31 protein-coding genes, 1 tRNA gene and 1 pseudogene are annotated in these 23,922 nt (G+C 60.3%); 20 read left to right on the plus strand and 13 right to left on the minus strand.

Annotated features, from left to right (window positions below):
• Positions 1-12: 12 nt before the first annotated feature.
• From ACFSOZ_RS30605 to ACFSOZ_RS30660, 12 genes and pseudogenes are all read left to right on the plus strand, one after another.
• On the plus strand, positions 13-1,425 hold the full coding sequence (locus ACFSOZ_RS30605; RefSeq protein WP_379104563.1) for a pyridoxal phosphate-dependent decarboxylase family protein: 1,413 nt from the start codon (positions 13-15) through the stop codon (positions 1,423-1,425).
• A 126-nt stretch (positions 1,426-1,551) separates the two neighbouring features.
• Positions 1,552-2,319, plus strand: a complete 768-nt coding sequence (locus tag ACFSOZ_RS30610) for a DeoR/GlpR family DNA-binding transcription regulator (RefSeq protein WP_379104259.1) — start codon at positions 1,552-1,554, stop codon at positions 2,317-2,319.
• Positions 2,320-2,444: 125 nt separating this feature from the next.
• Positions 2,445-3,971: a glycerol-3-phosphate dehydrogenase gene (gene glpD / locus ACFSOZ_RS30615; RefSeq protein WP_379104261.1), complete on the plus strand. Its 1,527-nt coding sequence runs from the start codon at positions 2,445-2,447 to the stop codon at positions 3,969-3,971.
• Positions 3,972-4,011: 40 nt separating this feature from the next.
• Entirely contained in the window at positions 4,012-5,091 is a 1,080-nt protein-coding gene (locus ACFSOZ_RS30620) for an ABC transporter ATP-binding protein (RefSeq protein ID WP_379104263.1), read from the plus strand.
• A 9-nt stretch (positions 5,092-5,100) separates the two neighbouring features.
• A complete protein-coding gene (locus ACFSOZ_RS30625) occupies positions 5,101-6,168 on the plus strand; it encodes an ABC transporter ATP-binding protein (RefSeq protein ID WP_379104265.1) in 1,068 nt (355 codons plus the stop codon).
• Positions 6,169-7,035: a carbohydrate ABC transporter permease gene (locus ACFSOZ_RS30630; RefSeq protein WP_379104267.1), complete on the plus strand. Its 867-nt coding sequence runs from the start codon at positions 6,169-6,171 to the stop codon at positions 7,033-7,035. It begins immediately after the preceding gene.
• A 1-nt stretch (position 7,036) separates the two neighbouring features.
• Entirely contained in the window at positions 7,037-7,960 is a 924-nt protein-coding gene (locus tag ACFSOZ_RS30635) for a carbohydrate ABC transporter permease (RefSeq protein ID WP_379104269.1), read from the plus strand.
• Positions 7,960-8,295, plus strand: a complete 336-nt coding sequence (locus ACFSOZ_RS30640; protein ID WP_379104271.1) for a hypothetical protein — start codon at positions 7,960-7,962, stop codon at positions 8,293-8,295. The genes ACFSOZ_RS30635 and ACFSOZ_RS30640 overlap by 1 nt, the downstream gene beginning before the upstream one ends.
• Positions 8,292-8,573 carry a DUF2160 domain-containing protein gene (locus tag ACFSOZ_RS30645; protein WP_379104273.1) on the plus strand — a complete coding sequence of 94 codons (282 nt, stop codon included), beginning with the start codon at positions 8,292-8,294 and terminating at the stop codon, positions 8,571-8,573. Before ACFSOZ_RS30640 ends, ACFSOZ_RS30645 begins: the two co-directional genes overlap by 4 nt.
• A 77-nt stretch (positions 8,574-8,650) precedes the next feature.
• Entirely contained in the window at positions 8,651-10,375 is a 1,725-nt protein-coding gene (locus ACFSOZ_RS30650) for an ABC transporter substrate-binding protein (RefSeq protein WP_379104275.1), read from the plus strand.
• 93 nt (positions 10,376-10,468) lie between these two features.
• A complete protein-coding gene (gene glpK / locus ACFSOZ_RS30655; protein WP_379104277.1) occupies positions 10,469-11,962 on the plus strand; it encodes a glycerol kinase GlpK in 1,494 nt (497 codons plus the stop codon).
• A gap of 27 nt (positions 11,963-11,989) precedes the next feature.
• Positions 11,990-12,465 (plus strand): annotated as a pseudogene (locus ACFSOZ_RS30660) (DUF6882 domain-containing protein).
• Positions 12,466-12,557: 92 nt separating this feature from the next.
• Here the strand turns inward: ACFSOZ_RS30660 and ACFSOZ_RS30665 are convergent.
• On the minus strand, positions 12,558-13,043 hold the full coding sequence (locus ACFSOZ_RS30665; protein WP_379104279.1) for a BA14K family protein: 486 nt from the start codon (positions 13,041-13,043) through the stop codon (positions 12,558-12,560).
• A 302-nt stretch (positions 13,044-13,345) separates the two neighbouring features.
• Here ACFSOZ_RS30665 and ACFSOZ_RS30670 point away from each other — a divergent pair.
• Together ACFSOZ_RS30670 and ACFSOZ_RS30675 are read left to right on the plus strand one after the other, a co-directional pair.
• A tRNA-Lys gene (locus tag ACFSOZ_RS30670) sits at positions 13,346-13,421 on the plus strand.
• Positions 13,422-13,599: 178 nt separating this feature from the next.
• Positions 13,600-13,989, plus strand: a complete 390-nt coding sequence (locus ACFSOZ_RS30675; RefSeq protein WP_379104281.1) for a Rap1a/Tai family immunity protein — start codon at positions 13,600-13,602, stop codon at positions 13,987-13,989.
• 334 nt (positions 13,990-14,323) lie between these two features.
• Here ACFSOZ_RS30675 and ACFSOZ_RS30680 read toward each other — a convergent pair whose 3' ends face one another.
• Genes ACFSOZ_RS30680 through ACFSOZ_RS30690 form a run of 3 tightly spaced genes read right to left on the minus strand, consistent with a single transcriptional unit; the run spans position 14,324 to position 15,467 of the window.
• Complete coding sequence (locus tag ACFSOZ_RS30680) at positions 14,324-14,557, minus strand: hypothetical protein (RefSeq protein WP_379104283.1); 234 nt, start codon at positions 14,555-14,557, stop codon at positions 14,324-14,326.
• Positions 14,554-15,015 carry a hypothetical protein gene (locus tag ACFSOZ_RS30685; protein ID WP_379104285.1) on the minus strand — a complete coding sequence of 154 codons (462 nt, stop codon included), beginning with the start codon at positions 15,013-15,015 and terminating at the stop codon, positions 14,554-14,556. Before ACFSOZ_RS30685 ends, ACFSOZ_RS30680 begins: the two co-directional genes overlap by 4 nt.
• Positions 15,012-15,467, minus strand: a complete 456-nt coding sequence (locus tag ACFSOZ_RS30690; RefSeq protein ID WP_379104287.1) for a hypothetical protein — start codon at positions 15,465-15,467, stop codon at positions 15,012-15,014. The genes ACFSOZ_RS30685 and ACFSOZ_RS30690 overlap by 4 nt, the downstream gene beginning before the upstream one ends.
• A 356-nt stretch (positions 15,468-15,823) precedes the next feature.
• Here ACFSOZ_RS30690 and ACFSOZ_RS30695 point away from each other — a divergent pair, with 356 nt between their 5' ends.
• Positions 15,824-16,051 carry a helix-turn-helix domain-containing protein gene (locus ACFSOZ_RS30695; RefSeq protein WP_379104289.1) on the plus strand — a complete coding sequence of 76 codons (228 nt, stop codon included), beginning with the start codon at positions 15,824-15,826 and terminating at the stop codon, positions 16,049-16,051.
• Between the two features lie 736 nt (positions 16,052-16,787).
• Here ACFSOZ_RS30695 and ACFSOZ_RS30700 read toward each other — a convergent pair.
• Positions 16,788-17,048, minus strand: coding sequence for an HNH endonuclease (locus ACFSOZ_RS30700; protein WP_379104291.1), 261 nt, complete (start codon positions 17,046-17,048; stop codon positions 16,788-16,790).
• A 341-nt stretch (positions 17,049-17,389) separates the two neighbouring features.
• Between ACFSOZ_RS30700 and ACFSOZ_RS30705 the strand changes: the two genes are divergently transcribed.
• On the plus strand, positions 17,390-17,713 hold the full coding sequence (locus ACFSOZ_RS30705; RefSeq protein WP_379104293.1) for a hypothetical protein: 324 nt from the start codon (positions 17,390-17,392) through the stop codon (positions 17,711-17,713).
• 27 nt (positions 17,714-17,740) lie between these two features.
• Positions 17,741-17,986 carry a hypothetical protein gene (locus ACFSOZ_RS30710; protein WP_379104295.1) on the plus strand — a complete coding sequence of 82 codons (246 nt, stop codon included), beginning with the start codon at positions 17,741-17,743 and terminating at the stop codon, positions 17,984-17,986.
• A 320-nt stretch (positions 17,987-18,306) separates the two neighbouring features.
• Here the strand turns inward: ACFSOZ_RS30710 and ACFSOZ_RS30715 are convergent, their stop codons facing one another.
• Entirely contained in the window at positions 18,307-18,501 is a 195-nt protein-coding gene (locus tag ACFSOZ_RS30715; protein ID WP_379104298.1) for a hypothetical protein, read from the minus strand.
• A gap of 488 nt (positions 18,502-18,989) precedes the next feature.
• Between ACFSOZ_RS30715 and ACFSOZ_RS30720 the strand changes: the two genes are divergently transcribed.
• A complete protein-coding gene (locus tag ACFSOZ_RS30720) occupies positions 18,990-19,208 on the plus strand; it encodes a hypothetical protein (protein WP_379104300.1) in 219 nt (72 codons plus the stop codon).
• Between the two features lie 138 nt (positions 19,209-19,346).
• On the opposite strand, the gene ACFSOZ_RS30725 is transcribed toward ACFSOZ_RS30720, so the two are convergent.
• Entirely contained in the window at positions 19,347-19,946 is a 600-nt protein-coding gene (locus ACFSOZ_RS30725; protein WP_379104302.1) for a c-type cytochrome, read from the minus strand.
• A gap of 162 nt (positions 19,947-20,108) precedes the next feature.
• Between ACFSOZ_RS30725 and ACFSOZ_RS30730 the strand changes: the two genes are divergently transcribed.
• A complete protein-coding gene (locus tag ACFSOZ_RS30730) occupies positions 20,109-20,294 on the plus strand; it encodes a hypothetical protein (RefSeq protein WP_379104304.1) in 186 nt (61 codons plus the stop codon).
• 21 nt (positions 20,295-20,315) lie between these two features.
• Positions 20,316-20,513, plus strand: coding sequence for a hypothetical protein (locus tag ACFSOZ_RS30735; protein WP_379104305.1), 198 nt, complete (start codon positions 20,316-20,318; stop codon positions 20,511-20,513).
• On the opposite strand, the gene ACFSOZ_RS30740 is transcribed toward ACFSOZ_RS30735, so the two are convergent.
• From ACFSOZ_RS30740 to ACFSOZ_RS30765, 6 genes are all read right to left on the minus strand, one after another.
• Entirely contained in the window at positions 20,510-20,713 is a 204-nt protein-coding gene (locus tag ACFSOZ_RS30740; protein WP_379104307.1) for a hypothetical protein, read from the minus strand. The two genes, ACFSOZ_RS30735 and ACFSOZ_RS30740, sit on opposite strands and share 4 nt — an antisense overlap.
• Positions 20,714-20,992: 279 nt before the next feature.
• Positions 20,993-21,769 (minus strand): hypothetical protein, encoded by a 777-nt coding sequence (locus tag ACFSOZ_RS30745; RefSeq protein WP_379104309.1) that lies wholly within the window; start codon positions 21,767-21,769, stop codon positions 20,993-20,995.
• 190 nt (positions 21,770-21,959) lie between these two features.
• On the minus strand, positions 21,960-22,256 hold the full coding sequence (locus tag ACFSOZ_RS30750; protein ID WP_379099947.1) for a hypothetical protein: 297 nt from the start codon (positions 22,254-22,256) through the stop codon (positions 21,960-21,962).
• Positions 22,257-22,360: 104 nt separating this feature from the next.
• Complete coding sequence (locus ACFSOZ_RS30755; protein ID WP_379099950.1) at positions 22,361-22,654, minus strand: hypothetical protein; 294 nt, start codon at positions 22,652-22,654, stop codon at positions 22,361-22,363.
• Positions 22,655-22,733: 79 nt separating this feature from the next.
• Positions 22,734-23,372: an ATP-dependent Clp protease proteolytic subunit gene (locus ACFSOZ_RS30760; protein ID WP_379104312.1), complete on the minus strand. Its 639-nt coding sequence runs from the start codon at positions 23,370-23,372 to the stop codon at positions 22,734-22,736.
• Entirely contained in the window at positions 23,369-23,626 is a 258-nt protein-coding gene (locus tag ACFSOZ_RS30765) for a hypothetical protein (RefSeq protein WP_379104314.1), read from the minus strand. Before ACFSOZ_RS30765 ends, ACFSOZ_RS30760 begins: the two co-directional genes overlap by 4 nt.
• Between the last annotated feature and the right edge of the window lie 296 nt (positions 23,627-23,922).

The raw sequence follows: 23,922 nt of genomic DNA on the forward strand, positions 1-23,922 counted from the left end.
CGGGAGGACATGATGGACAACGATGATTTCCGGCAATGGTCGCGACGCGCCGCCGACTGGGGCGCCGATTACCGCAGCACGCTGCGCGACCGCCCGGTGCGGCCATTGGTCGAGCCGGGCGACATCTTCAGGAGCATAGAAGCTTCGCCGCCCGAAGACGCCGAACCGATGGACAGGATTTTCGCCGATTTCGAAGAGAAGATTCTGCCGGGCATGACGCATTGGCAGCATCCGCGCTTCTTCGCCTATTTCCCGGCCAATGCGGCGCCGGTCTCGGTGGTGGCGGAATATCTGGTCTCAGCGATGGCAGCGCAGTGCATGCTTTGGCAGACATCGCCGGCGGCGACGGAGCTCGAAACGCGCACCGTCGACTGGATGCGCCAGGCGCTCGGCCTGCCGGAAGGTTTCTCGGGCGTTATCCAGGATTCGGCCTCGTCGGCGACGCTGGCCGCGGTGCTGACCATGCGCGAGCGGGCGCTCGACTGGCGAGGCAACAGGCAGGGCCTGGCAGGACAGGCGCGGTTGCGCATCTATTCCTCCGACCAGGTGCACACTTCGATCGACCGGGCAATCTGGGTCTCGGGCATCGGCGAGGACAATCTTGTGCGCATTCCGGTCGGCGGTCGTTTTCGCGCCATGGACACGGCAGCGCTCGAGGCGGCAATCGTTGCTGACCGGGAAGCCGGCATGCTGCCGGCCGGCATCATTGCTTGCGTCGGCGGCACCAGCACGGGCGGCACCGACGACATCGCCGCGGTTGCCGAGGTGGCGCGGCGGCATGGCCTCTATCTTCACGTCGATGCGGCCTGGGCCGGATCGGCGATGATTTGCCCCGAATATCGCCATTTCTGGTCGGGTGTCGAAGCAGCCGATTCTGTCGTCTTCAACCCGCACAAATGGCTGGGTGCGCAGTTCGATTGCTCGATCCAGTTCCTGCGCGATCCCGAAAGCCATGTACGGACGCTGGCCATCAAGCCGGACTATCTGAAAACTCACGGCCATGACGGCATCATCAACTATTCCGAATGGTCGGTGCCGCTCGGCAGGCGGTTCCGTGCGCTGAAATTGTGGTTCCTGCTGCGCGCTCATGGGCTGGAAAGCCTGCGCACGATGATCCGCAACCATGTCGCCTGGAGCGAAGGCCTTGCCGTGCGGCTGGCAAATGAGCCGGGTTTCGAGATCGTCAGCGAACCGATGCTCTCGCTGTTTTCCTTCCGGCACAGGGCCGCAACCGGCGCCGATGCGGACGAGCACAATCTGCGGCTTGTCAATGCGATCAACGACGACGGCCGCATCTACCTGACGCAGACGAGGGTCGATGGACGTGTGGCAATCCGCTTCCAGGTCGGACAGTTCGAGGCGACAGCCGGCGATGTCGATGCTGCCTTCTCCGTCATCACCCACATTGCTCGCGGCCTGGCCTGATCGGCCCAGCCGGGAGTGCGCTGGCATTTGCCTTTGCAATCATGTTGGTTTCATTAGCCGGCTCATGCCTTTTCATTGGTTTCGTTTTCGACTATAGACAAGAAAAACGAAAACGGGAGGTTGCCAATGTATCTGTCGCCCCGCCATGCCGAAATCATCCAGATGGCCAAGGATCATGGTCGCGTGCTGGTCGACGATCTGGCCACCCACTTCAATGTGACGCCGCAGACCATACGCAAGGACCTCAACGACCTGTGCGATCAGCGGCTGCTTTCGCGCGTCCATGGCGGTGCATTGTTCCCGTCCGGCATCGAGAACATGGAGTATGAGGCCAGACGCAAGATCGCCGCCGACGAGAAGGAAGCGATCGGCCAGGCGGCAGCCAGGCTGATCCCCGACAATGCCTCGCTGTTCATCAACATCGGCACCACGACGGAGGCGGTCAGCAAGGCATTGCTGGATCACAACGGGCTTATGGTCATCACCAATAACATCAATGTTGCCAATAGGATGCGCATATATCCTTCGATCGAGGTCGTGATCGCGGGTGGGGTTGTGCGCGGTTCCGATGGCGGCGTCGTCGGTGAAGCGGCGGTCGATTTCATCCGGCAGTTCAAGGTCGACTATGCCGTGATCGGCGCCTCGGCCATCGACCATGACGGCGCCTTGCTCGACTTCGATTTCCGCGAGGTCAAGGTGGCGCAGGCGATCATCGCCAATGCAAGGCATGTCATCCTGGTTTCCGACCAGACCAAATTCGAGCGAACCGCACCGGTGCGCATCGGCCACCTGTCGCAGGTCAACACCTTCATTACCGACCGCTGCGACATCCCCTCGGTGCGCAAGATCTGCCAGGAGGCCGAGGTTCAGCTGATTGAAACATCGCTCGGCTGACACCGTTCACGGCCTTCTCACGGGTTTGTGATATTTCGTTTGACATTCGTTCTCATTTCGAAATAATTCCGACACGGTTTCGTAAAAACCAAAAATGGTGCAATGCGAAATCGTTGGAGGAATTTGTGGAAGCATCTCCGATCCGTGACATTTTCGTCATAGGTGGCGGCATCAACGGGTGCGGCATTGCCCGCGATGCCGTCGGGCGTGGCTTTTCCGTCTTTCTCGCCGAGATGAACGATCTCGCCAGCGGGACCTCCTCAGGCTCGACCAAACTGATCCATGGCGGCCTCCGCTATCTCGAATTCTACGAATTCCGCCTGGTGCGCGAGGCGCTGATGGAGCGCGAGGTTCTGTGGAAGAACGCGCCGCATATCATCTGGCCGATGCGCTTCGTGTTGCCCTATGCCAAGGGCCTGCGTCCGGCCTGGCTGATCAGGCTCGGCCTTTTTCTCTACGACCACATTGGCGGGCGCAAATTGCTTCCGGCGACCAGGACGCTGGACATGGCCAATGATCCGGCCGGCAAGCCTTTGAAGCCGCTGTTCAAAAAAGCCTTCGAATATTCGGATGGCTGGGTCAACGATGCCCGGTTGGTGGCGCTGAATGCGCGCGATGCCGCTGATCGCGGCGCAACGGTCCGCACCCGCACGAAAGTGGTCGGCGCGCGCCGCGAAAACGGGTTGTGGACGGTCAAGATCGAGAACCTGCAAACCGGCGAGACCGAAGAGATCAAGGCAAGGCTGCTGGTCAACGCAGCCGGACCGTGGGTCGATCACGTGCTTTCCGGCGTCGTCGGCCTCAACGACGTGCACAATGTCCGCCTCGTACAGGGCAGCCACATCGTCATCTCCAAGAAGTTTGACGATCCGCGCGCCTATTTCTTCCAGAACAAGGATGGCCGCATCATCTTCGCCATTCCCTACGAGGAAGAGTTCACGCTGATCGGCACCACTGACCAGGATTATCCCGGCGACCCGCATGACGTGAAAATCAGCGACACCGAGATCGACTACCTTTGTGCCGCGGCAAGCGAATATTTCGCGCAGCCGGTCAAGCGCTCGGACATTGTATGGACCTATTCGGCTGTCCGTCCGCTCTATGACGACGGCGCCTCCAAGGCGCAGGAAGCGACGCGCGACTATGTGATCAAGGCCGATGGTGGCGAGGGCGCTGCGCCGGTCGTCAATGCTTTCGGTGGCAAGATCACCACCTATCGCCGGCTGTCGGAATCGATGCTGGAAAAGATCGAGGGCTTTCTCGGCAAGCGCGGCAAACCGTGGACGGCAAACGCCCCGCTGCCGGGCGGAGATTTCCCGGCCACCGGTTTCGATGCGCAGGTGGCGAAGCTGAAGTCGGCCTACCCGTTCCTCGACGCACGCCTGGCCCGCAGGCTGACCCGGCTTTACGGGACGCGTGCGCAGGTTCTGCTGGGCCTGGCCAAATCGAATGCCGATCTCGGCCGCAATTTCGGTGCCGATCTCTACGAGGCCGAGATACGCTACCTCGTTGAAAACGAATGGGCCGTCACCGCCGAGGATGTGCTATGGCGCAGGACCAAGCGCGGCCTGCATCTTGGCCGTGAGCAGGTGGCATCGCTCGATGAATTCATGCGCGGCATAAGCCGGCGACATGTCGCGGCTGCCGAATGAAGAGGTTTGAGCTGATGCAGAAAGCCTGGGAGGAGGCGTCATGCTGGAACTGAGAAACGTCACCAAGTCGGTCGGTGCGGCGGAGCATATCCGCGACGTGTCACTAACGCTTCAGCACGGCTCGCTCAACGTCCTGCTCGGGCCCACACTTTCCGGCAAGACCAGCCTGATGCGACTGATGGCCGGCCTCGATGTGCCGACCTCCGGCTCGGTCTGGTTCGACGGCCAGAATGTCACCGGCGTGCCGGTGCAGAAGCGCAAGATCGCCATGGTTTACCAGCAGTTCATCAACTATCCGGCGATGACCGTTTACGAGAACATCGCCTCGCCGCTGCGGGTGGCCGGCACCGATCAGGCCAAGATCGACAAGGAAGTGCGCAACGCCGCGGCCCTTCTCAAGCTGACGCCCTATCTCGACCGTACGCCGCTCAGCCTGTCGGGCGGGCAGCAGCAGCGGACGGCATTGGCGCGCGCCATCGTCAAGAATGCCAGCCTCGTGCTGCTCGACGAGCCGCTCGCCAATCTCGACTACAAATTGCGCGAGGAACTGCGCGCCGAGCTGCCTAAGATCTTCGCCGCCGCCGGCACCATCTTCGTCTATGCCACGACCGAGCCGCACGAAGCGCTGCTGCTCGGCGGCAATACGGCGACACTTTCTGAAGGACGCATCACCCAGTTCGGCCCGACCATCGACGTGTTCCGCAAGCCGGCCGATCTGGTGACGGCGAGGACCTTCGCCGATCCGCCTCTCAACACCATCGTGCTCGCCAAGAAGGGCCCGGATTTCCTGCTCGACGGCGGCGTGAAACTGCCGGTGCCGGCCGAGCTCTCCGGTATTGCCGATGCGAGCTACACGATCGGCTTCCAGCCGCATCATCTGTCGCTCGAGCGGCCCAATGCCTTGGCCGTGCCGGTACGGGCGAAGGTCACGATCACCGAAATCACCGGGTCGGAGAGCTTCATTCATCTCGACTTCGCCGACGTGCGCTGGGTCATGCTGACCCACGGCATCCGCCATTTCGAGCCCGACGAGGTGGTCGAGGTTTTCATCGATCCGCGCCACATCATGGTTTTCGACGAGCACGGCCGCGCCGTCGGCGCGCCGAAGCTGGCGGCATAGGAGGGCGATATGGCGCGCATCGACGTCAATCATGTCAGGCATTCCTATCTGCCGAACCCGCGGAAGGATGCCGATTTCGCCCTACGCGAAGTGCATCATACTTTCGAGGACGGCGGCGCCTATGCGCTGCTCGGACCTTCCGGTTGCGGCAAGACCACGCTGCTCAACATCATTTCGGGCCTGCTTCATCCCTCACATGGACAGTTGCTGTTCAATGGCAGGGACGTGACCAATTTGTCGACGCAGGAGCGCAACATCGCGCAGGTGTTCCAGTTCCCGGTGATCTACGACACCATGACCGTCTACGACAATCTGGCCTTCCCGCTGCGCAACCGCGGCGTGCCGGAAGCCGATGTCGACCGCAAGGTGCGCGAGACGCTGGAAATGATCGACCTGGCGTCCTGGGCAAAGAAGAAGGCGAGGGGGCTGACGGCCGACCAGAAGCAGAAGATTTCGCTCGGCCGCGGACTGGTGCGCTCCGACGTCAACGCCATCCTGTTCGACGAACCGCTGACCGTCATCGACCCGCACATGAAGTGGGTCCTGCGCTCGCAGCTGAAGCAGCTGCACCGCCGCTTCGGCTACACCATGGTCTATGTCACGCACGACCAGACCGAGGCGCTGACCTTCGCCGATCAGGTTGTGGTGATGTATGATGGCGGCATCGTGCAGATCGGCACGCCGGCGGAACTGTTCGAGCGGCCACGCCACACTTTTGTCGGCTATTTCATCGGCTCGCCCGGCATGAACGTCATGCCGGTGGCAATCGATGGCAAGATGGCGACGCTCGGCTCGCAGCGGATCGAACTGCCGGGCGCGCCGAAGGCCGGCAGTGGCGCCATCGAGCTTGGCATCCGTCCCGAATATGTCCGGCTCGGCCGCGACGGCATGGCCGTGCAGGTCAGCAAGGTCGAGGATCTCGGCCGCCACAAGGTGGTGCGCGCCAAGCTCGAAGGCCGCGACATCGTTGCCGTGATCGGTGAGGACGAAACCGTGCCCGCTGAACCAAGGGTGCGGTTCGACCCGGCCGGCATCAACATCTATGCCGATTCCTGGCGTGTCGAGATGGAGGCCTAGATGGAGAAGACCTGGAACAACAAGGCCTGGTTCATGGTGCTGCCGGTTCTCCTGCTGGTGGCGTTCTCGGCGGTGATCCCACTGATGACGGTGGTCAACTACTCGGTACAAGACACGTTCGGAAACAACGTCTTCTTCTGGAACGGCTCGGACTGGTACACCGAAATCCTGGAGTCGGAACGCTTCTGGCTGTCAATGGTCCGCAACCTGATCTTTTCCGCAATCATCCTCGCCATCGAGATTCCGCTCGGCATCTTCATCGCTCTCAACATGCCCAAGAAAGGCTGGGGCGTGCCGGTCTGCCTGGTGTTGATGGCTCTGCCGCTGCTGATCCCGTGGAACGTCGTCGGCACGATCTGGCAGGTATTCGGCCGCATCGACATTGGTCTGCTCGGCTACACGCTGTCGGCGCTGGGCTTCGACTACAACTACGTCAACGATCCGACCGACGCCTGGGTGACGGTGATCCTGATGGACGTATGGCACTGGACAAGCCTCGTCGTTCTGCTCTGCTATGCCGGCCTCGTCTCCATACCGGATGCTTACTATCAAGCCGCCAAGATTGATGGCGCGTCGCGCTGGGCGATTTTCCGCTACATCCAACTGCCGAAGATGAACCGCGTGCTTGTGATTGCTGTGCTGCTGCGCTTCATGGACAGCTTCATGATCTACACCGAGCCGTTCGTCGTAACCGGCGGAGGCCCCGGCAATTCGACGACGTTCCTGTCGATAGACCTGGTCAAGATTGCCATTGGCCAGTTCGACCTCGGGCCGGCAGCCGCCATGTCGATCATCTACTTCCTGATCATCCTTTTGCTGTCGTGGGTGTTCTACACCGTCATGACCAACGTCGATGCGGAGCGCTGAAATGAGCGGCGCCAATGAAGGAACGACGAGGCAGGACCGAGTGCGTGAGACGGCGGTTTCGGACGGGCTCACCAGCACCTTGTCGCAGGACCAGCTTGCGCGGCTGATGCGCCGGCGCGGCGAAGAATCCCGATTCTGGTGGTTGGTGCCAACGATCTACATCATCTTTCTGATGCTGCCGATCTACTGGCTGGTCAATATGAGCTTCAAGACCAATCAGGAGATACTGGGCGCCTTTTCGCTGTGGCCGAAGAGCCCGACCATCGCCAACTACATAGTGATCTTCACAGACCCGTCCTGGTACAAGGGCTACATCAATTCGATCATCTATGTCGTCATGAACATGGTGATCTCGGTTTCGGTGGCGCTGCCGGCGGCCTACGCTTTCTCGCGCTACCGGTTCCTCGGCGACAAGCACCTCTTCTTCTGGCTCCTGACCAACCGCATGGCGCCGCCGGCGGTGTTCGCGCTGCCGTTCTTCCAGCTCTATTCGGCCTTCGGCCTGATCGACACGCACATCGCGGTGGCATTGGCGCACTGCCTGTTCAACGTGCCGCTGGCGGTCTGGATCCTCGAAGGTTTCATGTCCGGCGTGCCCAAGGAGATCGACGAGACGGCCTATATCGATGGCTATTCCTTTCCGCGCTTCTTCCTCAGGATATTCATGCCGCTGATCGCAAGCGGCGTCGGCGTGGCCTGCTTCTTCTGCTTCATGTTCTCATGGGTCGAGCTGCTGATCGCGCGCACCTTGACCACGACCGCCGCCAAGCCGATCGCGGCGATCATGACGCGCACGGTCTCGGCCTCCGGGCTCGACTGGGGCGTGCTCGCCGCCGCCGGCGTGCTCACCATCCTTCCAGGCGCGCTCGTGATCTGGTTCGTCCGCAATTACATCGCCAAGGGCTTTGCCCTGGGGAGGGTATGATGGTGGAAGCGGATATCAAGATCTCAGAACTGCGCCACCTGACCAACAGCCTATTCGATAGTCTGGAAGGTCAAGGCGTTGACAGCATCCATGTGAGACAAAGTCAGTACTGGAAGGTCTATTTTGCTGACGCGTTCGAACTCGGACCTCCGGCGTTAGTGATGGGCGACGTGTACGACGATCTCAACGATGTGCGGGCAGAGGTCAAAGGCCCCAACGACGACACCACCCTATGGCACGCGTTTATGCATCTCTCCGGCTTGATCAATATTGTCGCCTACGCCGCCGAAAACGGTGACCTGGCGAAGCGAGTGGCGATGGAGAAACACCTATGAATCTCACCTGGATGGCATGGACGCTGCCAACGGCGCTGTTTTTCAGTACGATCCTGGTGCTGCTCTGCGGCATGGCGGTCTGGGAATACGCCTCGCCCGGCGGCAACCCCCGGGTCGGCGTCCTGCGCTTCGAGACGACGCGCGGCGACCGCCTCTTTGTTTCGCTGCTCGGCAGCGCCTTTATCCATCTCGCTTGGCTGGGTCTTGTCGGACCCAACCTGTGGTGGGCTCTCGCTCTCTCCGTAGTCTACGCCGTCGGCGTGTTCCGCTACGTATAGAGGGGGAAACTGTTGGAGCGGCCGCGTGCCGACGCCGCTCCAGTTCGTACTTGAAACTGAAAAGTGGAGGAAACGAAATGCGAAGGCAATTTTTAACATCAACGACTGCGCTTGTCCTGCTCTGGGGAGCAGGCCAGGCCTACGCCGGAATGGATGAAGCCAAGACCTTCCTCGATACCGAGATCAAGGACTTGTCGACGCTCGATCGCGGCGCCCAGGAAGCCGAGATGCAGTGGTTCGTCGATGCCGCGAAGCCTTTCGCCGGCATGGACATCAAGGTGGTCTCCGAGACCATCGATACGCATAGCTATGAGTCCAAGGTTTTGGCGCCCGCCTTCACCGCGATCACCGGCATCAAGATCACCCACGATCTGATCGGCGAAGGCGATGTCGTCGAAAAGCTGCAGACGCAGATGCAGTCGGGCGAGAATATCTACGACGCCTACGTCAACGACTCCGATCTGATCGGCACCCACTGGCGCTACCAGCAGGCGCGCAGCCTGACCGACTGGATGGCGGGCGAGGGCAAGGACGTCACCAACCCGAACCTCGACCTCGCCGACTTCATCGGCACCAAGTTCACGACCGCGCCTGACGGCAAGCTCTACCAGCTGCCCGACCAGCAGTTCGCGAACCTCTACTGGTTCCGCTACGACTGGTTCAACGACGAGAAGAACAAGGCCGACTTCAAGGCCAAGTACGGCTACGACCTCGGCGTTCCGGTCAACTGGTCGGCCTATGAGGACATCGCCGAGTTCTTCACCGGCCGTGAGATCGACGGCAAGAAGGTCTATGGCCACATGGACTACGGCAAGAAGGATCCGTCGCTCGGTTGGCGGTTCACCGATGCCTGGCTATCCATGGCCGGCAATGGCGACAAGGGCCTGCCGAACGGTCTTCCGGTCGACGAATGGGGCATCAAGGTCAACGAGAAGTCGCAGCCCGTCGGTTCGTGCGTCGCGCGCGGCGGCGACACCAACGGCCCGGCAGCCGTGTATTCGATCCAGAAGTACCTGGATTGGTTGAAGGCCTATGCGCCGCCGGAAGCCCAGGGCATGACGTTCGGCGAATCCGGCCCCGTCCCGTCGCAGGGCATGGTCGCGCAGCAGATGTTCACCTACACTGCCTTCACCGCCTCCTTCGTCAAGGAAGGGCTGCCGGTCGTCAACGCGGACGGCACCCCGAAATGGCGCTTTGCTCCCTCGCCGCATGGCGTCTACTGGAAGGACGGCATGAAGCTCGGCTACCAGGACGTGGGTTCATGGACGCTTCTCAAGTCCACGCCTGACGATCGCGCCAAGGCCGCCTGGCTCTATGCGCAGTTCGTCGTGTCGAAGACGGTCGACGTGAAGAAGAGCCATGTCGGCTTGACGCTGATCCGCGAGTCGACGATCCAGGACAAGAGCTTCACGGAACGCGCTCCGAAGCTCGGCGGCCTGATCGAGTTCTACCGCTCGCCGGCGCGTGTTCAGTGGTCGCCGACCGGCACCAACGTGCCTGACTATCCGAAGCTGGCACAGCTCTGGTGGCAGGCGATCGGCGATGCGTCGTCGGGTGCCAAGACGGCGCAGGAGGCGATGGACTCGCTTTGCTCCGAGCAGGAAAAGGTCATGGAACGCCTGGAAAAGGCCGGCATCCAGGGCGATATCGGCCCGAAGATGGCCGAAGAGCATGATCTCGCCTACTGGAACGCCGACGCGGTCAAGAACGGCCATCTCGCACCTCAGCTGAAGATCGAGAACGAGAAGGAAAAGCCGATCACCATCAACTACGATGAACTGGTGAAGAGCTGGCAGAAGTAAGACTGTCCTATGCGGGCATTCGCGCCCGTGTGACATTGGGGGAGGCGGCATGTTGCCGTCTCCCCTGTTTGTATCAAGGCGGAGGACGTGGGAATGAGCGGTTTTGTGCTGGCAATCGACCAGGGAACGACATCCACCCGGGCGATCCTGTTCGACGGCCAGATGAAGGTTGTCGGCAGCGGGCAGAAGGAATTCACGCAGCACTATCCGGCCTCCGGCTGGGTCGAGCATGATCCCGAGGATATCTGGGCGAGCGTCGTATCGACCGTGAAGGCGGCGCTGAAGCAGGCTGGCCGACATGCTTCCGAGGTGGCCGCGCTCGGCATCACCAACCAGCGCGAAACCGTCGTCATCTGGGACAGGGCGACCGGCAAGCCCATCCACAATGCCATCGTCTGGCAGGACCGGCGCACCGCGCCGCTGTGCCAGAAGCTGAAGAAGCAAGGGCTGGAGAAGAAATTCACGAAAAAAACCGGCCTGCTGCTCGATCCCTATTTTTCCGGCACCAAGATCGCCTGGATGTTGGACAAGGTGAAAGGTGCGAGAAAACGCGCCGAGAAGGGCGAATTGCTGGCCGGCACCATCGACAGTTTTTTGATCTGGCGGCTGACCGGCGGCAAGGTCCATGCCACCGACGCCACCAACGCCTCGCGCACGCTGGTCTACAACATCGCTGAGAATGCCTGGGACGATGAGCTGCTGGCTATCCTCAAAATCCCGGCCAAAATGCTTCCTGGGGTAAAAGACTGCGCCGATGACTTTGGAATCACGGAGAAAAATCTCTTTGGCGCCGAGATAAGAATCCTCGGCGTTGCCGGCGACCAGCACGCCGCGACCATCGGCCAGGCCTGCTTTGAGCCAGGCATGATGAAGTCGACCTACGGCACCGGCTGTTTTGCGCTGCTTAACACCGGCAGCGACCTGGTGCGCTCGAAGAACCGGTTGCTGACCACCATTGCCTATCGGCTGGATGGCAAGACGACCTATGCGCTGGAGGGCTCGATCTTCATCGCCGGGGCTGCCGTGCAATGGCTGCGCGATGGCATCAAGGTGATCGGCAAGGCCGAGCAGAGCGGCAAATTGGCGGCCGAGGCTGATCCAACGCAGAATGTTTATCTCGTGCCGGCCTTTGTCGGACTCGGTGCACCGCATTGGGATGCCGAAGCCCGCGGCGCCATTTTCGGCCTGACGCGCAATTCCGGACCGGCCGAGTTCGCACGCGCCGCTCTGGAATCCGTCGCCTACCAGACGCGCGACCTGCTCGAAGCCATGCGCAAGGACTGGAAGGGTGCTTCGGCCAAGACCGTACTCAGAGTCGATGGCGGCATGGTGGCGTCGGACTGGACCATGCAGCGCCTGGCCGACATCCTCGATGCGCCGGTCGACCGTCCGACTATTCTGGAGACGACGGCGCTCGGCGCCGCATGGCTGGCCGGCTCGAAGGCAGGCGTCTGGCCGGATGCCAAGAAGTTTGCGAAAAGCTGGGCGCTCGAGCGGCGCTTCCAGCCGGATATGGAGAGCTCCATGCGCTCCGCCAAACTGGCAGGCTGGCGCGATGCTGTGCGCAGGACTCTGAGTGTGCAATAGGCAGCTACATCAGACAGGGCGAGGGGAATGAAACCAGACTGGTATCCTGCTTGGCGCGACGAAGCTCTCGAGCAGCTGAATGCCAGGAATGACCGCTTGCAGAAGGAATTCCGCCTCGGCAGCTGGTCACGCTATGACTATGACATGACGACCGGAAAGCTCCTGTTCTCCAAGGACGGGCGATCAAGGTGATCGCAGAGATCCAGATCGCCGGCTCCACGAGCGCCAGGGCAGACAACTGGCTCTGGGCCTGGGCAAATCTAGATTTACCCGACGAACTCCTCAGCGACTCCAAGCTGGCTCGATCCTTCGGCGAGAAGAACAGCATTGACGAGCTGGCTCAGGCTTACGTGACGGATGCGAACAGTGATCTAGAAGCGCTCGGTTGGGAATTGACCGGTGCAACGGTTCGAATTTGCGATGCCCTTGGAGCGTACCGATCACCGCGTGGTGAAGGCGGTGCGCTTTATCTCATCATCAAGAGCGTCAGCTGGGCAGGCTGACGCTGGCTCGCCATGACTGAAAAGAGAAAGGCCCGCGCCACTCTGGCGCAGGCCTACTCAACATCTGTGAGCTACTTGTATTCATGCGCGGATCAATAGGGGGAACGGCATTCCCGACGCGGGCCGTAATTCGGCTGGAACGTGTTGTCCGAAGAGCGGTAGCTGCGATAGTGGTCATAGCACCACTGCACATGCGAGTTGCCTTCGTAGACACGATTGTTCTCGCTGTTGATGATCGCGCCGGTGATCAGGGCGCCCGTCGCGAAGGCAGCCAGCGGGAACCAGTTGTCGCCATGGCGACGATAGCCGCGATGGTACTCACGATAGCCGCGATGACCATTCCAGTAGGCGCCGCCGTCATTGTTTCGGGCAAAGTTACGACGAACGCCGAAGTTGCGGTTGCCATGGCGGTTATGGCGCCATTTGAAATCACCGTTGCGGGCTTCGACGTTCAGGATATTGGATGAGGCCTCCGGTGCCTGCGGCACGAACATCTGAGCGGCATTGGCCGGAATCGCGGCCGCTACAAACGAAACGGACAAAGTGGCCGCCAGCATACCCGACATGATCTTGTTCACAATCTTCTCCTTGAAAGGGTGGTTGACGTCCCTTGTGGTTGGAGAACGGGCGAGCCGGGCGATTGTTCCGGGCAAAAATATCAAGTTGCTGATTTGTAATATTTCTTTGGCCTGGCAATGGCACCAGGGATCGTTCGTTTGGCGGCTCTGGACGGACCTCGATGTCCTGGTCGAACTGCCTGGCAGGCGACATGGCATTGTCGGGACAAGCTTGGCTTGCCGATGTTCTTTTTCCGGTTGACCGGTCGAGGCACTCTCCCTATGTTCCGCGCAATTTCGAGGGCGGCGTTTAGAGCCCGCGGGAGCGCGTAGCTCAGCCGGTAGAGCAACTGACTTTTAATCAGTAGGTCATGGGTTCGAATCCCATCGCGCTCACCAAAATCAAAGCAAAATCAGACACTTGCAAGAGGTGGGGGCGGTTCTGTGCGCAAGTGAAAATCTGTGTCCGCACTATGTCCGCAAAAATCAAGCCCGGATGGTGATCCACGGTCAGTCTTATTGATTTCCTAAAGCTTCGTGCCACACTCGGGATGTCGACCACGCTTGGAGAAGGACCTTGCGACGATCAAATGCAAGCGCGACCGCGATTTTGATTGGCCTGGCTTTGGTCGTCGATTCGACCGGTGCCCATGCCGGCGCCTTTGTCGATGGCAATGGGATGAATGAGTACTGCACGAGTCGAGGCGAGGGCGGCAGATTGGTCGCCCGCGGCTATGCCATGGCGGCCGCTGATGAGCAGGGCGCCGGAGTGGCGGCCATCGGTGCCGCGACCGGAAACCCGTTAACGGCGAAACGGTTGGTTTGTGTGCCGAACGGTGTGACAGACAAACAGGCCGAAGACGTGCTCTGCAATTATCTGGCTACGCATCCCGAAAGCCGGCAACGGAATGCCTTCACGCTCGCAATTGTGGCCCTATGGGAGGCGTGGCCCTGCTCGAAAAGGTAGCCTCGGCTGGGGTCTCGCCCGCGTGGATGGCTTCTGCGATCGTCTTGGTGGACATGGCGCGGCCTCCAGATTGAACGGTGCCGCAGCCCGAATATGGGTGCTGTTGGGCAAGAAAAAAGGCCCGCCACCCAGGGAGCAGGCAGCGGGCGCTAATTCGGGAGGAGTGTCGGGCGCGTCCCCTTTGCCCGTGAACAAAGGTACGCCTCGCTTAGTTGGATAATAAGCTCGCGCCGGTTGCAGCTCTGGATATTCGAGTTGCGTGACTTTTCCGCCACAAACATGAAAAGGCCCAGAAGCCGAAGCCGCCGGGCCAATGTCGTCAACCAGTTTCCGGTTAATTCTCGGATGCCAACCCCGCCTTATTCAGCCCTTCGCGCAGCGGCTTGAGAATGTCTTGCGCGTAGATGAGGACATAGGCGATTGACGCCATTTCATCCTTTGACACGTTGGAGGGATCTGCTTCGAAGGCGTTGATGGCGAGCCGTGCGACGCGGATAAGATCGAGGGCATGGTCCATTACGTCCACGCCTTCGTTGCCCGGATACTGCTTGGAGAGGATGTGCCTCATAGCGTCACCAGCACTTCCTGCGACTTGATGTCATCGCCCCACATGACGGTTTCGGGATCGTGTTCTGCCTCAAAGTCAGCATCGGCTTCGCGTTCATGATCGCCGCGCGCACCGTCCGCCCAATGCTCTTGCGACTTGCCCGGCTCGGGCCGCAGGAAGCCGCTGCGAGGCAATGCGAGCCCACTGAGCGGGTCGATGTCGTACGAACGTGGATGACGCTCTGGCGCGCCCAGGGTCGGCTCCTCCGTGCCGTCGTCCTCGTCGTCGGCGTTGTCCAACTCGCGGTCATCGCCTCCATAGCCTCCTAGCGACGGCTCGTCGTCGGCGGTGTCTTCTAGGTCAACATCGTCGTCTACGATGTCGAGCAGTTCGATCAGCTTTTCGATCCTATCTTCGATCGAACGGCGCGTGGCCCCAATCGGGAAGTCTCCCGTATCAACCAGTTGGTCGAGGGTCATACCGCACCACCCTTCCCGACCAGCGACATGGACAGAAGCAGGGCGCGTACCTGTCCGCTGTCCAGATCACCAGCGTGCCAAGAGTGATATTTCTTAAGGTGGCGACCCTTCGCGGCAAGGTCGGCCGTCGACCGGGCGGGAAAACGGCAGACATCCCAGAGCGCTGAATATTCGCCGTCGTTGGCGTCTTCCCATTTCTGGTGTTCCTCGGCTGTCGCCTCACGGCCGAGGATGGCAGAGTCGGTGCAGGTGCAAACGCTTTTCCAATAAGCGTCGGCATCCCTGTGCGCCTTGATCACGGCGCGAAGTTCCGGCGAAGCCTTCTGGCGCTTGATCTCCGCCTCGTCGGCAGTTGCCGGCACCGGTGCGGACGAAGCCGCTACAGCGGCTCCTATGGCCGGCAGGGAGGCTATTGCGCCGAAAGCTGCGCGTCTGGTCATGGTGGTGGTCATTGGCCCATCTCCCGTTCGACATGCTCAAGAACACGCGCTCCAGCGTCATGGAGGGCATTGGAGAGGCGTAGGAGCCTCAAGGCGAGGTGGAGCCGCACAAGGCGCGTGCGGAGGCTCGCTGCGGCAAGCAGCAGGCATATGGCGGCGTAGGTCATGACGCCCTCCGCTGCACGATCAGGACTCGTCCGGAAAATCTTCCGATGAAAGCTATTTCCTCGGCAGCGGGCATAGCTTCGCCGGCTGCCGGAACAGTGCTGTTCGGCATTGGTGTTTTCTCCAAGTTGCGATAACTTTACACCAATGGTATAAGGCTATACCGCAATTCTAGTCAACACTTTTGATATAAGGTTGCATTTGTGACGCCATCCCAATGCCGCGCCGCTCGGGCACTTATCGCATGGTCGCAGGATCATCTCGCCACCTCGTCAAAGGTAGCAAAGGCCACGATCGCAAATTTCGAGGCGGGAAAGCGAGCGCCCTACGATCGAACGCTGCTCGATCTTCGTCAGGCCCTCGAAGCGGCTGGCGTCGAGTTCATCCCTGAAAATGGCGGCGGCGCCGGGGTGAGGCTGCGGAAGGGCTGAAATCGTCAAGCGCGCCTGGAATGTCAGAATGACTTAGGCGGCACGTACAGGCAGATCGTACTGTCAGGGTTGCCAGATGGGAATTGACGATGCCGGCCTACCGTTGATTTCTGGGCATGGCACCAGTGGAAACGCATGTCGTGTGACTGACGCACCCTGCCGTCCCCGTAAGGCAGCAACTCGCCGGACGGCACTTTGAAGCCCTTGCTTGTTTCGTGAACGGCGCCATCTGCAATCGGTTCGCAATGCTCGTCATGGCAGCACCGTTTTTCGTACCAGTCATTATCATGTGCCGATGCCAATGGCGTTCCGGAAGCGCAGGCTGCGGCGATGATAGCGCCCAACCCGAATGCGCCGCCGCAACCCCTCAATGGCCAGATCATGAATTACATTAGGCTTGTCTGATATGAACGCAAGCGCAGCTTGCAGCCGGGAGCGGCGCGTAGAGCCCCGCCAGCGCGCGTTTCCCTTCGCCGCTGTCCTACACCAAAGGCGTATTTGCGTTGCCGCTAATATTGGAACACCATCAGGCGGCTGGACGTGAACTCTCCGGCGGGAGGGACTTGGTTGCCGTTTTAGTCACCCATTGGAACGTGCCACCAGGGCAAGGCCCGGTTGCTGGTAAGCAACCACCACAGCCGGGCCGCCTCTTCAGGGGACGGTCGGTGTTGGCGTTGCCTCTCCGCCTATTAGGCTGACATCGCGGTGATCACCGCATTGAGCGACGTTATGTCGTTCAACGCCGCGTCCCAGCCTCTTTGCGCTGTTTGGCGGCATTCATCTGCCGACCCCGATTGTGGTTGCACCCATGGCAGGCGGCGGCCAGGTTAGACCGCTCGTTCGTGCCGCCATACATTTGGGCAGTCTTGTGTTCGAGTGTGACTCGCCTAGGTCCGGTTTCCTCGAACGGTCGCTTGCAATAGCAGCATATACCGCCTTGGATAACGCTCAGCTCGCTTCGGACCTTTTTGACTGATTTGTGATTCAGCTTCTTCATGGGGGTTGGTTCCCTCCTTTTTTTGCAAAGGGACCACGACCTCGGCGAAAGGTCAACCCAGGTCGATCAAGTACGGCGGCCACGCCAGCGCCAGCACGACGGCGCACGAGGCGATGAAGGCGAGCGCCGGCAACAGCCTATCGACTATTTGTCCGCTGGTGGCTTTACGGGGTGGTAACCCAAGTAATGAGGCCCTTCCAGGCTGACAAACGCCAACAAAAGTTGCCCGGCTATTAACCTTTTGGTAACGATTAACTTGCCGCGCCGTTCGGCAGGTGCTTGTATGCCTCGACGTGTGGGATAGCGGGGGCGCCATCTGCACGGATGGAGGGGGAAAACCCATGCGGTGGATTTCGACCGCGGCTATCATCATGATGGCCGCAACAGTCCTGTCCGGTTGCGAGACGACATCACCACAGGTGGCCGCGCTGCAGGATAACAATACCTGTCGGATGTACGGAATTGCGCCAGGCACGCAACTATTCATCACCTGCATGATGCAGCAATCTGGGCAACGTGAGCAGCGCAGGGTCGCCCAAAACCAGGCGATCGCAGCGGCATTCGTAGGCGCTGCGGTCGTGGGTGTCGCGGCAGCAGCGGCCAGCAGCGGCCCATACTATCGTCCATATTACCGCTGCGGCTACTATCGCTGCTGGTACTATTGAGCAAGCCGGGGTTTGAGGCAGACTGGTATGAAGAAACTGATGATCGCCTTGATTGCGCTGACGTGGGTGAACAGCGCCAAGGCAGACGGTGACACTGACGACTTCGCCATCATGGAACTAGTGGACGCGCTCAGCCCCAACGTCCACTACGTCATCATTGAGGACGATTTCGCGTCTCGAGCAGCCTGCGAGCGCAAGCTAAGCAAAATGAAGAAGAAGGGCCGAGAGCTGCGTTGCATGGAAGAGTACATGATTTCCGTGCCCTTGGATTGAGCCTAGCAGCCATCACGCGGCGCTCAGAACGACGCCGCCACGATCCCCGAATTGCCGTTGGTCGTCTGCTGCATCATCCCGGCCACCACGCGCGAGCGCCATCACGATCTGCGGTGAAGGCAAGAGCGGGCATCATGCGGCGGCGCTGGTGGTGAGGATGCGGAAGACTTAGGCCGAAATCCCGGCAACCTTTAGATGTGTTGCATGATCGCTGATATGCCCATAGGTTAATCAGTGCGGGAGGAAGGAATCAGAGCCCCACCGCAGGTGGCCGGTGTGGTCGCCCCCAAAAGCACCCCAACAACACCGGCCATTTCCCTTTACGAATTTCCTTCGTCAGGATCGGTCGCGTTTTCGTCGCGGCGGTCGATTTCGGCTACCTGTTGAATGAACAGCCTTGCGTGTTCGCCCCAATCGGCATCTTTGACGTTGTGTTCGCGGACAGACTTCGTGAATGCCTCGCGTAAAGCATCGAGATCGAAAAGCGAAAGACGTTGGCTGCCCTTACCGGCCATATACGGACGCATGCCCAGAAACCTACATTTTGATCGAACCAAACCCCTTGGAGCAGGTTAAAGCATCGCCACGGCGAACGTGACGACTGCTACCCATACGCCTAAGCTTCTCATGCTCGATCCCGCTACTTATGGCCGACACAATGCGAAGGCGGGCATTAGGTTCCACAGCGGACCCGCCAGCGCGCGTCTCCCCCCGCCGCTCTCCTACACCGCCGAAGCGCCTTGCGCGTCCTGGCGCCCGCCTGTGGCCAGCGCCACGATCGTTCGGCATTGCCCTTCGGGGAGCCCGCTTGCCATGCGACGGCCTTGGCGCGAAGATGCCCACCGCTTCGGAGGGCGAAGGGGAATGTTTCAACGATGGGCAATCGGCGTCATGCTTGCCGGCGCGACGGTCGGCAATGGGCACGCCATGGAGATTACACGCGAGCAGTGCGAGTTAATCCGTCAGCAATTGATAGCTAGCGCGACCGACTCGCAAAACTCACATGAAAGCGCTCAGAGACATCAACACCGCCGCGCTTGATCTGGCGCTTTTGAAATTCGAATTGGAGCAAGTCGGCGGCGACAAGGTGCGGCCGATTACCGACCGATTGCAGAAAAACCTCGATGCGATTTCGGCTGCCGCTGCGCATTCGGTAGAGGTAAAAAACATCGTTCCAGAGGGCGCTCTCGCGTTTATGCATGTCTGCGGACCGCCCTCCTAGGCCGTGAACCCATAAACGGCCAGAAATGACCGGCGCACGGATAGCTTAGGTGGGCAAAGAGGTGCCAATCGCGGTAACGCATTGATCGCTATTTCGGCGGCTCTATTTCGTGGATCGCCGACCCCGAACTACTGATCGTCAGAGGCCGGCAAGATAGTGAGCCATGGCAGCGATGTCGTCGGCCGACAAATTGCGCACCAAGGTCGTCATGCTGGCCTTGTCTGGGCGCTTGTTATCGTGAAAGTCGGAGAGGGTTTTGATCAGGTAGTCCAGCTTCTGATTTGCGACGCGCGGAGTGTTGGCGCGTCCGACGAAACCCTCCTGGTGGCACGAGGTGCAGGTCTTCAGGACGTCGAGCGCTTGGACGCGGGTAATGCTCGCTGCGTCGGCCGGGTCGCGGTAGGCGGGCCAGGGCAGTGCAGAGAAGTAGACCGCAAGCGCAACCATGTCGTGGTTAGAAAGATTCTTAGCGATCGGCCCCATGACGTTGCTGGTGCGCTTTCCCTTGCTAAATTCCTGCAAAACTATCAGCAAATTGATCTTGTGCTGGCCGGCGATGATCGGCACGTTCTGAACAACCGGGAGACCATCCGCACCGTGACAGGTCGCGCAAAGCTGGACCTTGTCGGCGATCTCCGGCGGGGGTGGCGCAGCATTGTTCTGTGCTCCAGCCGGCAGCGGACCGAGGGCCACGAGAGCGACGATGACGAACGGAGCGAGCGCGTTGCTGCAGGGCATGCGAGGCCCCCAGATCGGGACTTAAGCTAAAGTGTGATGCTGATTTTATCACGAGATGCAACCGTAGGCGAGCGGACTCCCTCGCCTCCATCCGACTTGGCTGCGTTTTTATGAGTTCACGCCCTAGGGCGGCTAACAGTTGGATGGCGAGGAAAGCACCAGATGAGCGTGCTCGACCAGCGCCTGCTTGTCGGCCGGAAGCTTGCGGAACTGCCGCACAGTCATGCCGCAGCCGAAAGCGAGTATGGCGACGCCGCGGTCTGCGCGCGTGACGCGCCAATTCCGGTAGTGTTGGCGAAAACGCCATCCTCGTTTGCTCGCCTAGGGGAAAGCGCTTATATACCCTGAGCGGAAGCTAAGAGATGTGTGATGTCCGATCGCGCTCGCAAACTGTTCGACAGCTACGTTGCTGAAAGTCTGAACCATCCCGACCTCACAGGTCTAAGCATGGGAAGCCATGTATTCAACCTTAGCTCGGCAGCGAGCGAGGCGCGCATTCCAGCATCCGAGATGATCGAAGAAGTTGGGCCGCTCTCCCAAGCCCTCCTGGCAGCCAGAACCTGCTAGGCGCTGAAGCGATGGTCCGATAGCGCCTGCTTCAGATCTTCGATGCCGGTCACTCCAGACATAAAAAGCGCCAGTAAACGACTAGCTATGCCCTCCCGATCCAGGCTATCCGCTTCAATGCCGGAGGATTGGCAATGCTCGTCAAGAATGGTTTTCAGCATCGCCAGTTGGTCTGAATCGACAACGCCGTTGTTATGCATGGTTTCCGCTCTCCCTCTAGCGCGAAGCGCGAACCTAGTTCGAGTCAAAAGCGCCTGCAAGAGTGTGTTGGAACCGTACAGAACGGCCACGCCAGCCCAGCACGACGGCGCGAGGCCAGGAAGGAAGTACGTATTTGCATTCCTGCTAATATAGGACATGATTACAGCCGCCGGGGAGGAATCACCGGCATGGCCCGGCTGCCGTCCCCCCGATGCCCCCGGCAGCCGGGCCGCCTCATTCCTCAGTGCAACAGCAGCGCGCCGTCGCCGGGTTGAGGCTCATGGTGGCGGCGGGCTGGATTTGTACGGGTGGGCTGCGTCGAGATTTGCCTGAAGCGCCCATCGAGCAGTTGCGGCCAGATAACCTTCGACGTTCTGCTGATTGGCGGTGGAAAGCTTGCCGTCGATCAAAAGACATTCGGCCAGCCACCCTTCCATGTATTTGAATATCGGAGTTCCTGCGGGGTCTCTGACAGACCGGCCAAATTTGGGAGATGAATCGAACCCTACGGTATTGGTCCCCGTCGAGAAGAACGGGGCCGCGACGCCGGCCGTGTAGACGCCACCATCGATGAAAATGCCATGATCAGAGGCCGCGCTATGAATGCTGATGATCCGCCAGGATGCCAATGATGGCGTCGGGTTGCCGGCGGTCTTCCTGACCGTTGTGCCAAATTCCGAGTAAATGACCCCGTCTGTATACGTCATGTGCCCACTGGAGCCGGTGCCGGTCACTGAGCCAAATCGATGAATGCCAGTATATTGGTCGGCGTTGGCGCCGCCAGCGCCAGCCGGGTCAGCGTTCTTTTTTATCACTAGGTACATCGAGCCGGACGACTTCCCGGAGAAGATGTTCGGCACATCGAAATATTGATTGGCAACCGGGGCGTTAAACCGAACGACGTTCTTGCCATTGAGATTGGCCGTCGCCAGCGTCGGACGAGACCCACTCGTCACTTGGGTCATATCGTTGCCGTTGCCGGACGAATCCGTAAAACCTGATTGAGGATCAGTATCAGACCCGGTTATCTCGTCGGCTTTGTACCAGCCCAGCAAGGCCGCCCCGAGAGATAGCGGGGACCATATCGACGCGGGCGCCGACGTTCGTGGTGACACAGATGGAAATGGAAAGGTCATGTGTGGGTTCCTGTCCAGCGGTTTGAAAAGGCAAATATCGCCGTCATAAGCGGCCACCAGGCGAGCGCCAGCACGGTTGCAGCGGCCACTGTGAAGGCGAGGAGCGGCATCAGCGGCCGCGCTCCAGCGGGACGTCACGAGGCACCCTGTCGAGCGCGCCGGGCGGGCGGCCTGGCTCAAGCGCACTGCCAAAATATGCCCGGTCGCGCCACTTGTTGCTCGCGAGCGAACTTGTGCATGCGGAGACGTAGGCGAGGTCGACCACAGGCCGTTTCTCTCGATCGTTGGCTGATTGTTCGAAAATGGCTTTGATTTTCGCCGCTGCAAGCAGTCTTGCTTCCGGCGCCCGCATCTTGGATGCGCTGACTTGCACCAGCCGGTCGACGCTTGTTTCCGCGAACACCATGTCGATCTCGCCGCGAACAACGGCAAGTCGCTTCTCGCTCTGTTGATCATGCAACGGCACGCCTCGATGCGTTCCGCAGATCGGAATTGCGTCGTCTTCCCGTCTCATTTCCTGCCCCCTTCAAGGATGCGCAGCGCGCGCCGGGAGACCGCGTCGAGTTCGGGCGCAGTGCCTTGTTCCGGCTGCTTGCCGAGGTGCGCCAACAAGCTTCTCGCCGCCGCTACTCGTGCTGATGCCGGCGCCGAACTGTCCGAGGCGATTTCGCGAAGAATTTGAAGCGGGTTGACGGCATCAACGTTCACCTTTGCCAAGGCTTTGGCGGATGCTGCTGCACGGTTTGGCCTGCCTCTTTTCGTCATGAATTTCACCGAGCCCTTGAATTTCTGGAGATCACTCAACGCGCGCGTGCACTCTCTCCGTGACCCCGGAGCGGTTGGGGCACCCAATGCCGGTAGGGATTTACCCGCCCCCTGGTGGTCATGGCTCGCTCCGTGTCGAAGCTTTGCAGGCGGCAAAGAAAGCCGGCGAGAAAAGGACCGTCGGTAACCCAATCACGGCACCACTTCTTATGACTGCCCTTGCTGCTTCCGGCCATGTCGATGAGCAACGTGAGGGATAGCCGGGCGCCGCATGGATGATGCCAAGGCTGATTGCCAAAGGGATCGGCGTAGGGCTTTCGGTCGCATCCTCGCGGGCGAGCGCTGCGCGGCTGGCACCAGTGCGCTCTGTCATCAAGTCCAAGATCTCATCGTCCAGTCGTTGGCACCGCGCCGCAGCTTCTGTGTAGCGCCGTGCAGTCCAGCGTCCGCTGGCCGTCGGGTTGATCGAGGTCGGATGCAGTATGATCTGCGAATTCGATTGAGCGCGCCGGAAGTCGGCCGCCATCAGAACGATCACAGCCGCGCTATCGCACTGTGCCAGCACTCTCGCTCGTTTGGTTTCGGCACGATGCTGCCGGATGGCGTGGTAGATCTTCTTGGCGTCGTCGATCGAGCCGCCGTGCGAATTGATCAGCAGGGAGAGACTGTTGGCAGCCGGGTCTCTTGCGAGATCTCTGCGCACCCGCTCGACCATGCTGGCATTCACTTCGCCATCGATATGAAGCAGCAGGCTCATCTGGCGCTCCTTCGATATGACCGGAACCGATAGCGCACCCCGTTGGCGTTAGCGTCGATCTCCAGGCTGATGTCGTCCGCGCCGTCTACAGCTGCGACGAGCGCTGCCGACAGGCCTGCGAGCGCAGTGCCTACCTGTTGTGGATTCTCGATTGGCAAGGTGCGCTCGACATCAACGACGGTCGGCGACTTTTGGCCCACGTGGATATCTGCAGCCACGACGACGGCCGATCTCATTGCGTTGGCCGTTGTCATGGCCGCCTCCCGATTGGTCTTGGCGCAAAGCCACCTGGCCACAACAGCCGTTCGAACTCTATGCGCGCCAACTCGACAGCAACGATCGCTTCGGCGGATTGCTGCGCACTCGTCATGGGCGGTGACGAGCGCGCAGCAGCCAAGCCGTTCGCCGGGTCATGTGTCTTAGCCGGCTCGCACTCAGGGCAATGACGACCTTGACCGGTAGCACTTGCGCCCGACGCGCGCCGGAGGTCGTCTATCTGCTGTTGGACGCGCCCTTTAGCCGCCCGCAATGATCCGCGCATCGGGTAAGG

Origin of the sequence: Mesorhizobium newzealandense (genome assembly GCF_042682145.1) — a bacterium.
Taxonomy (GTDB): Bacteria; Pseudomonadota; Alphaproteobacteria; order Rhizobiales; family Rhizobiaceae; genus Mesorhizobium; species Mesorhizobium newzealandense.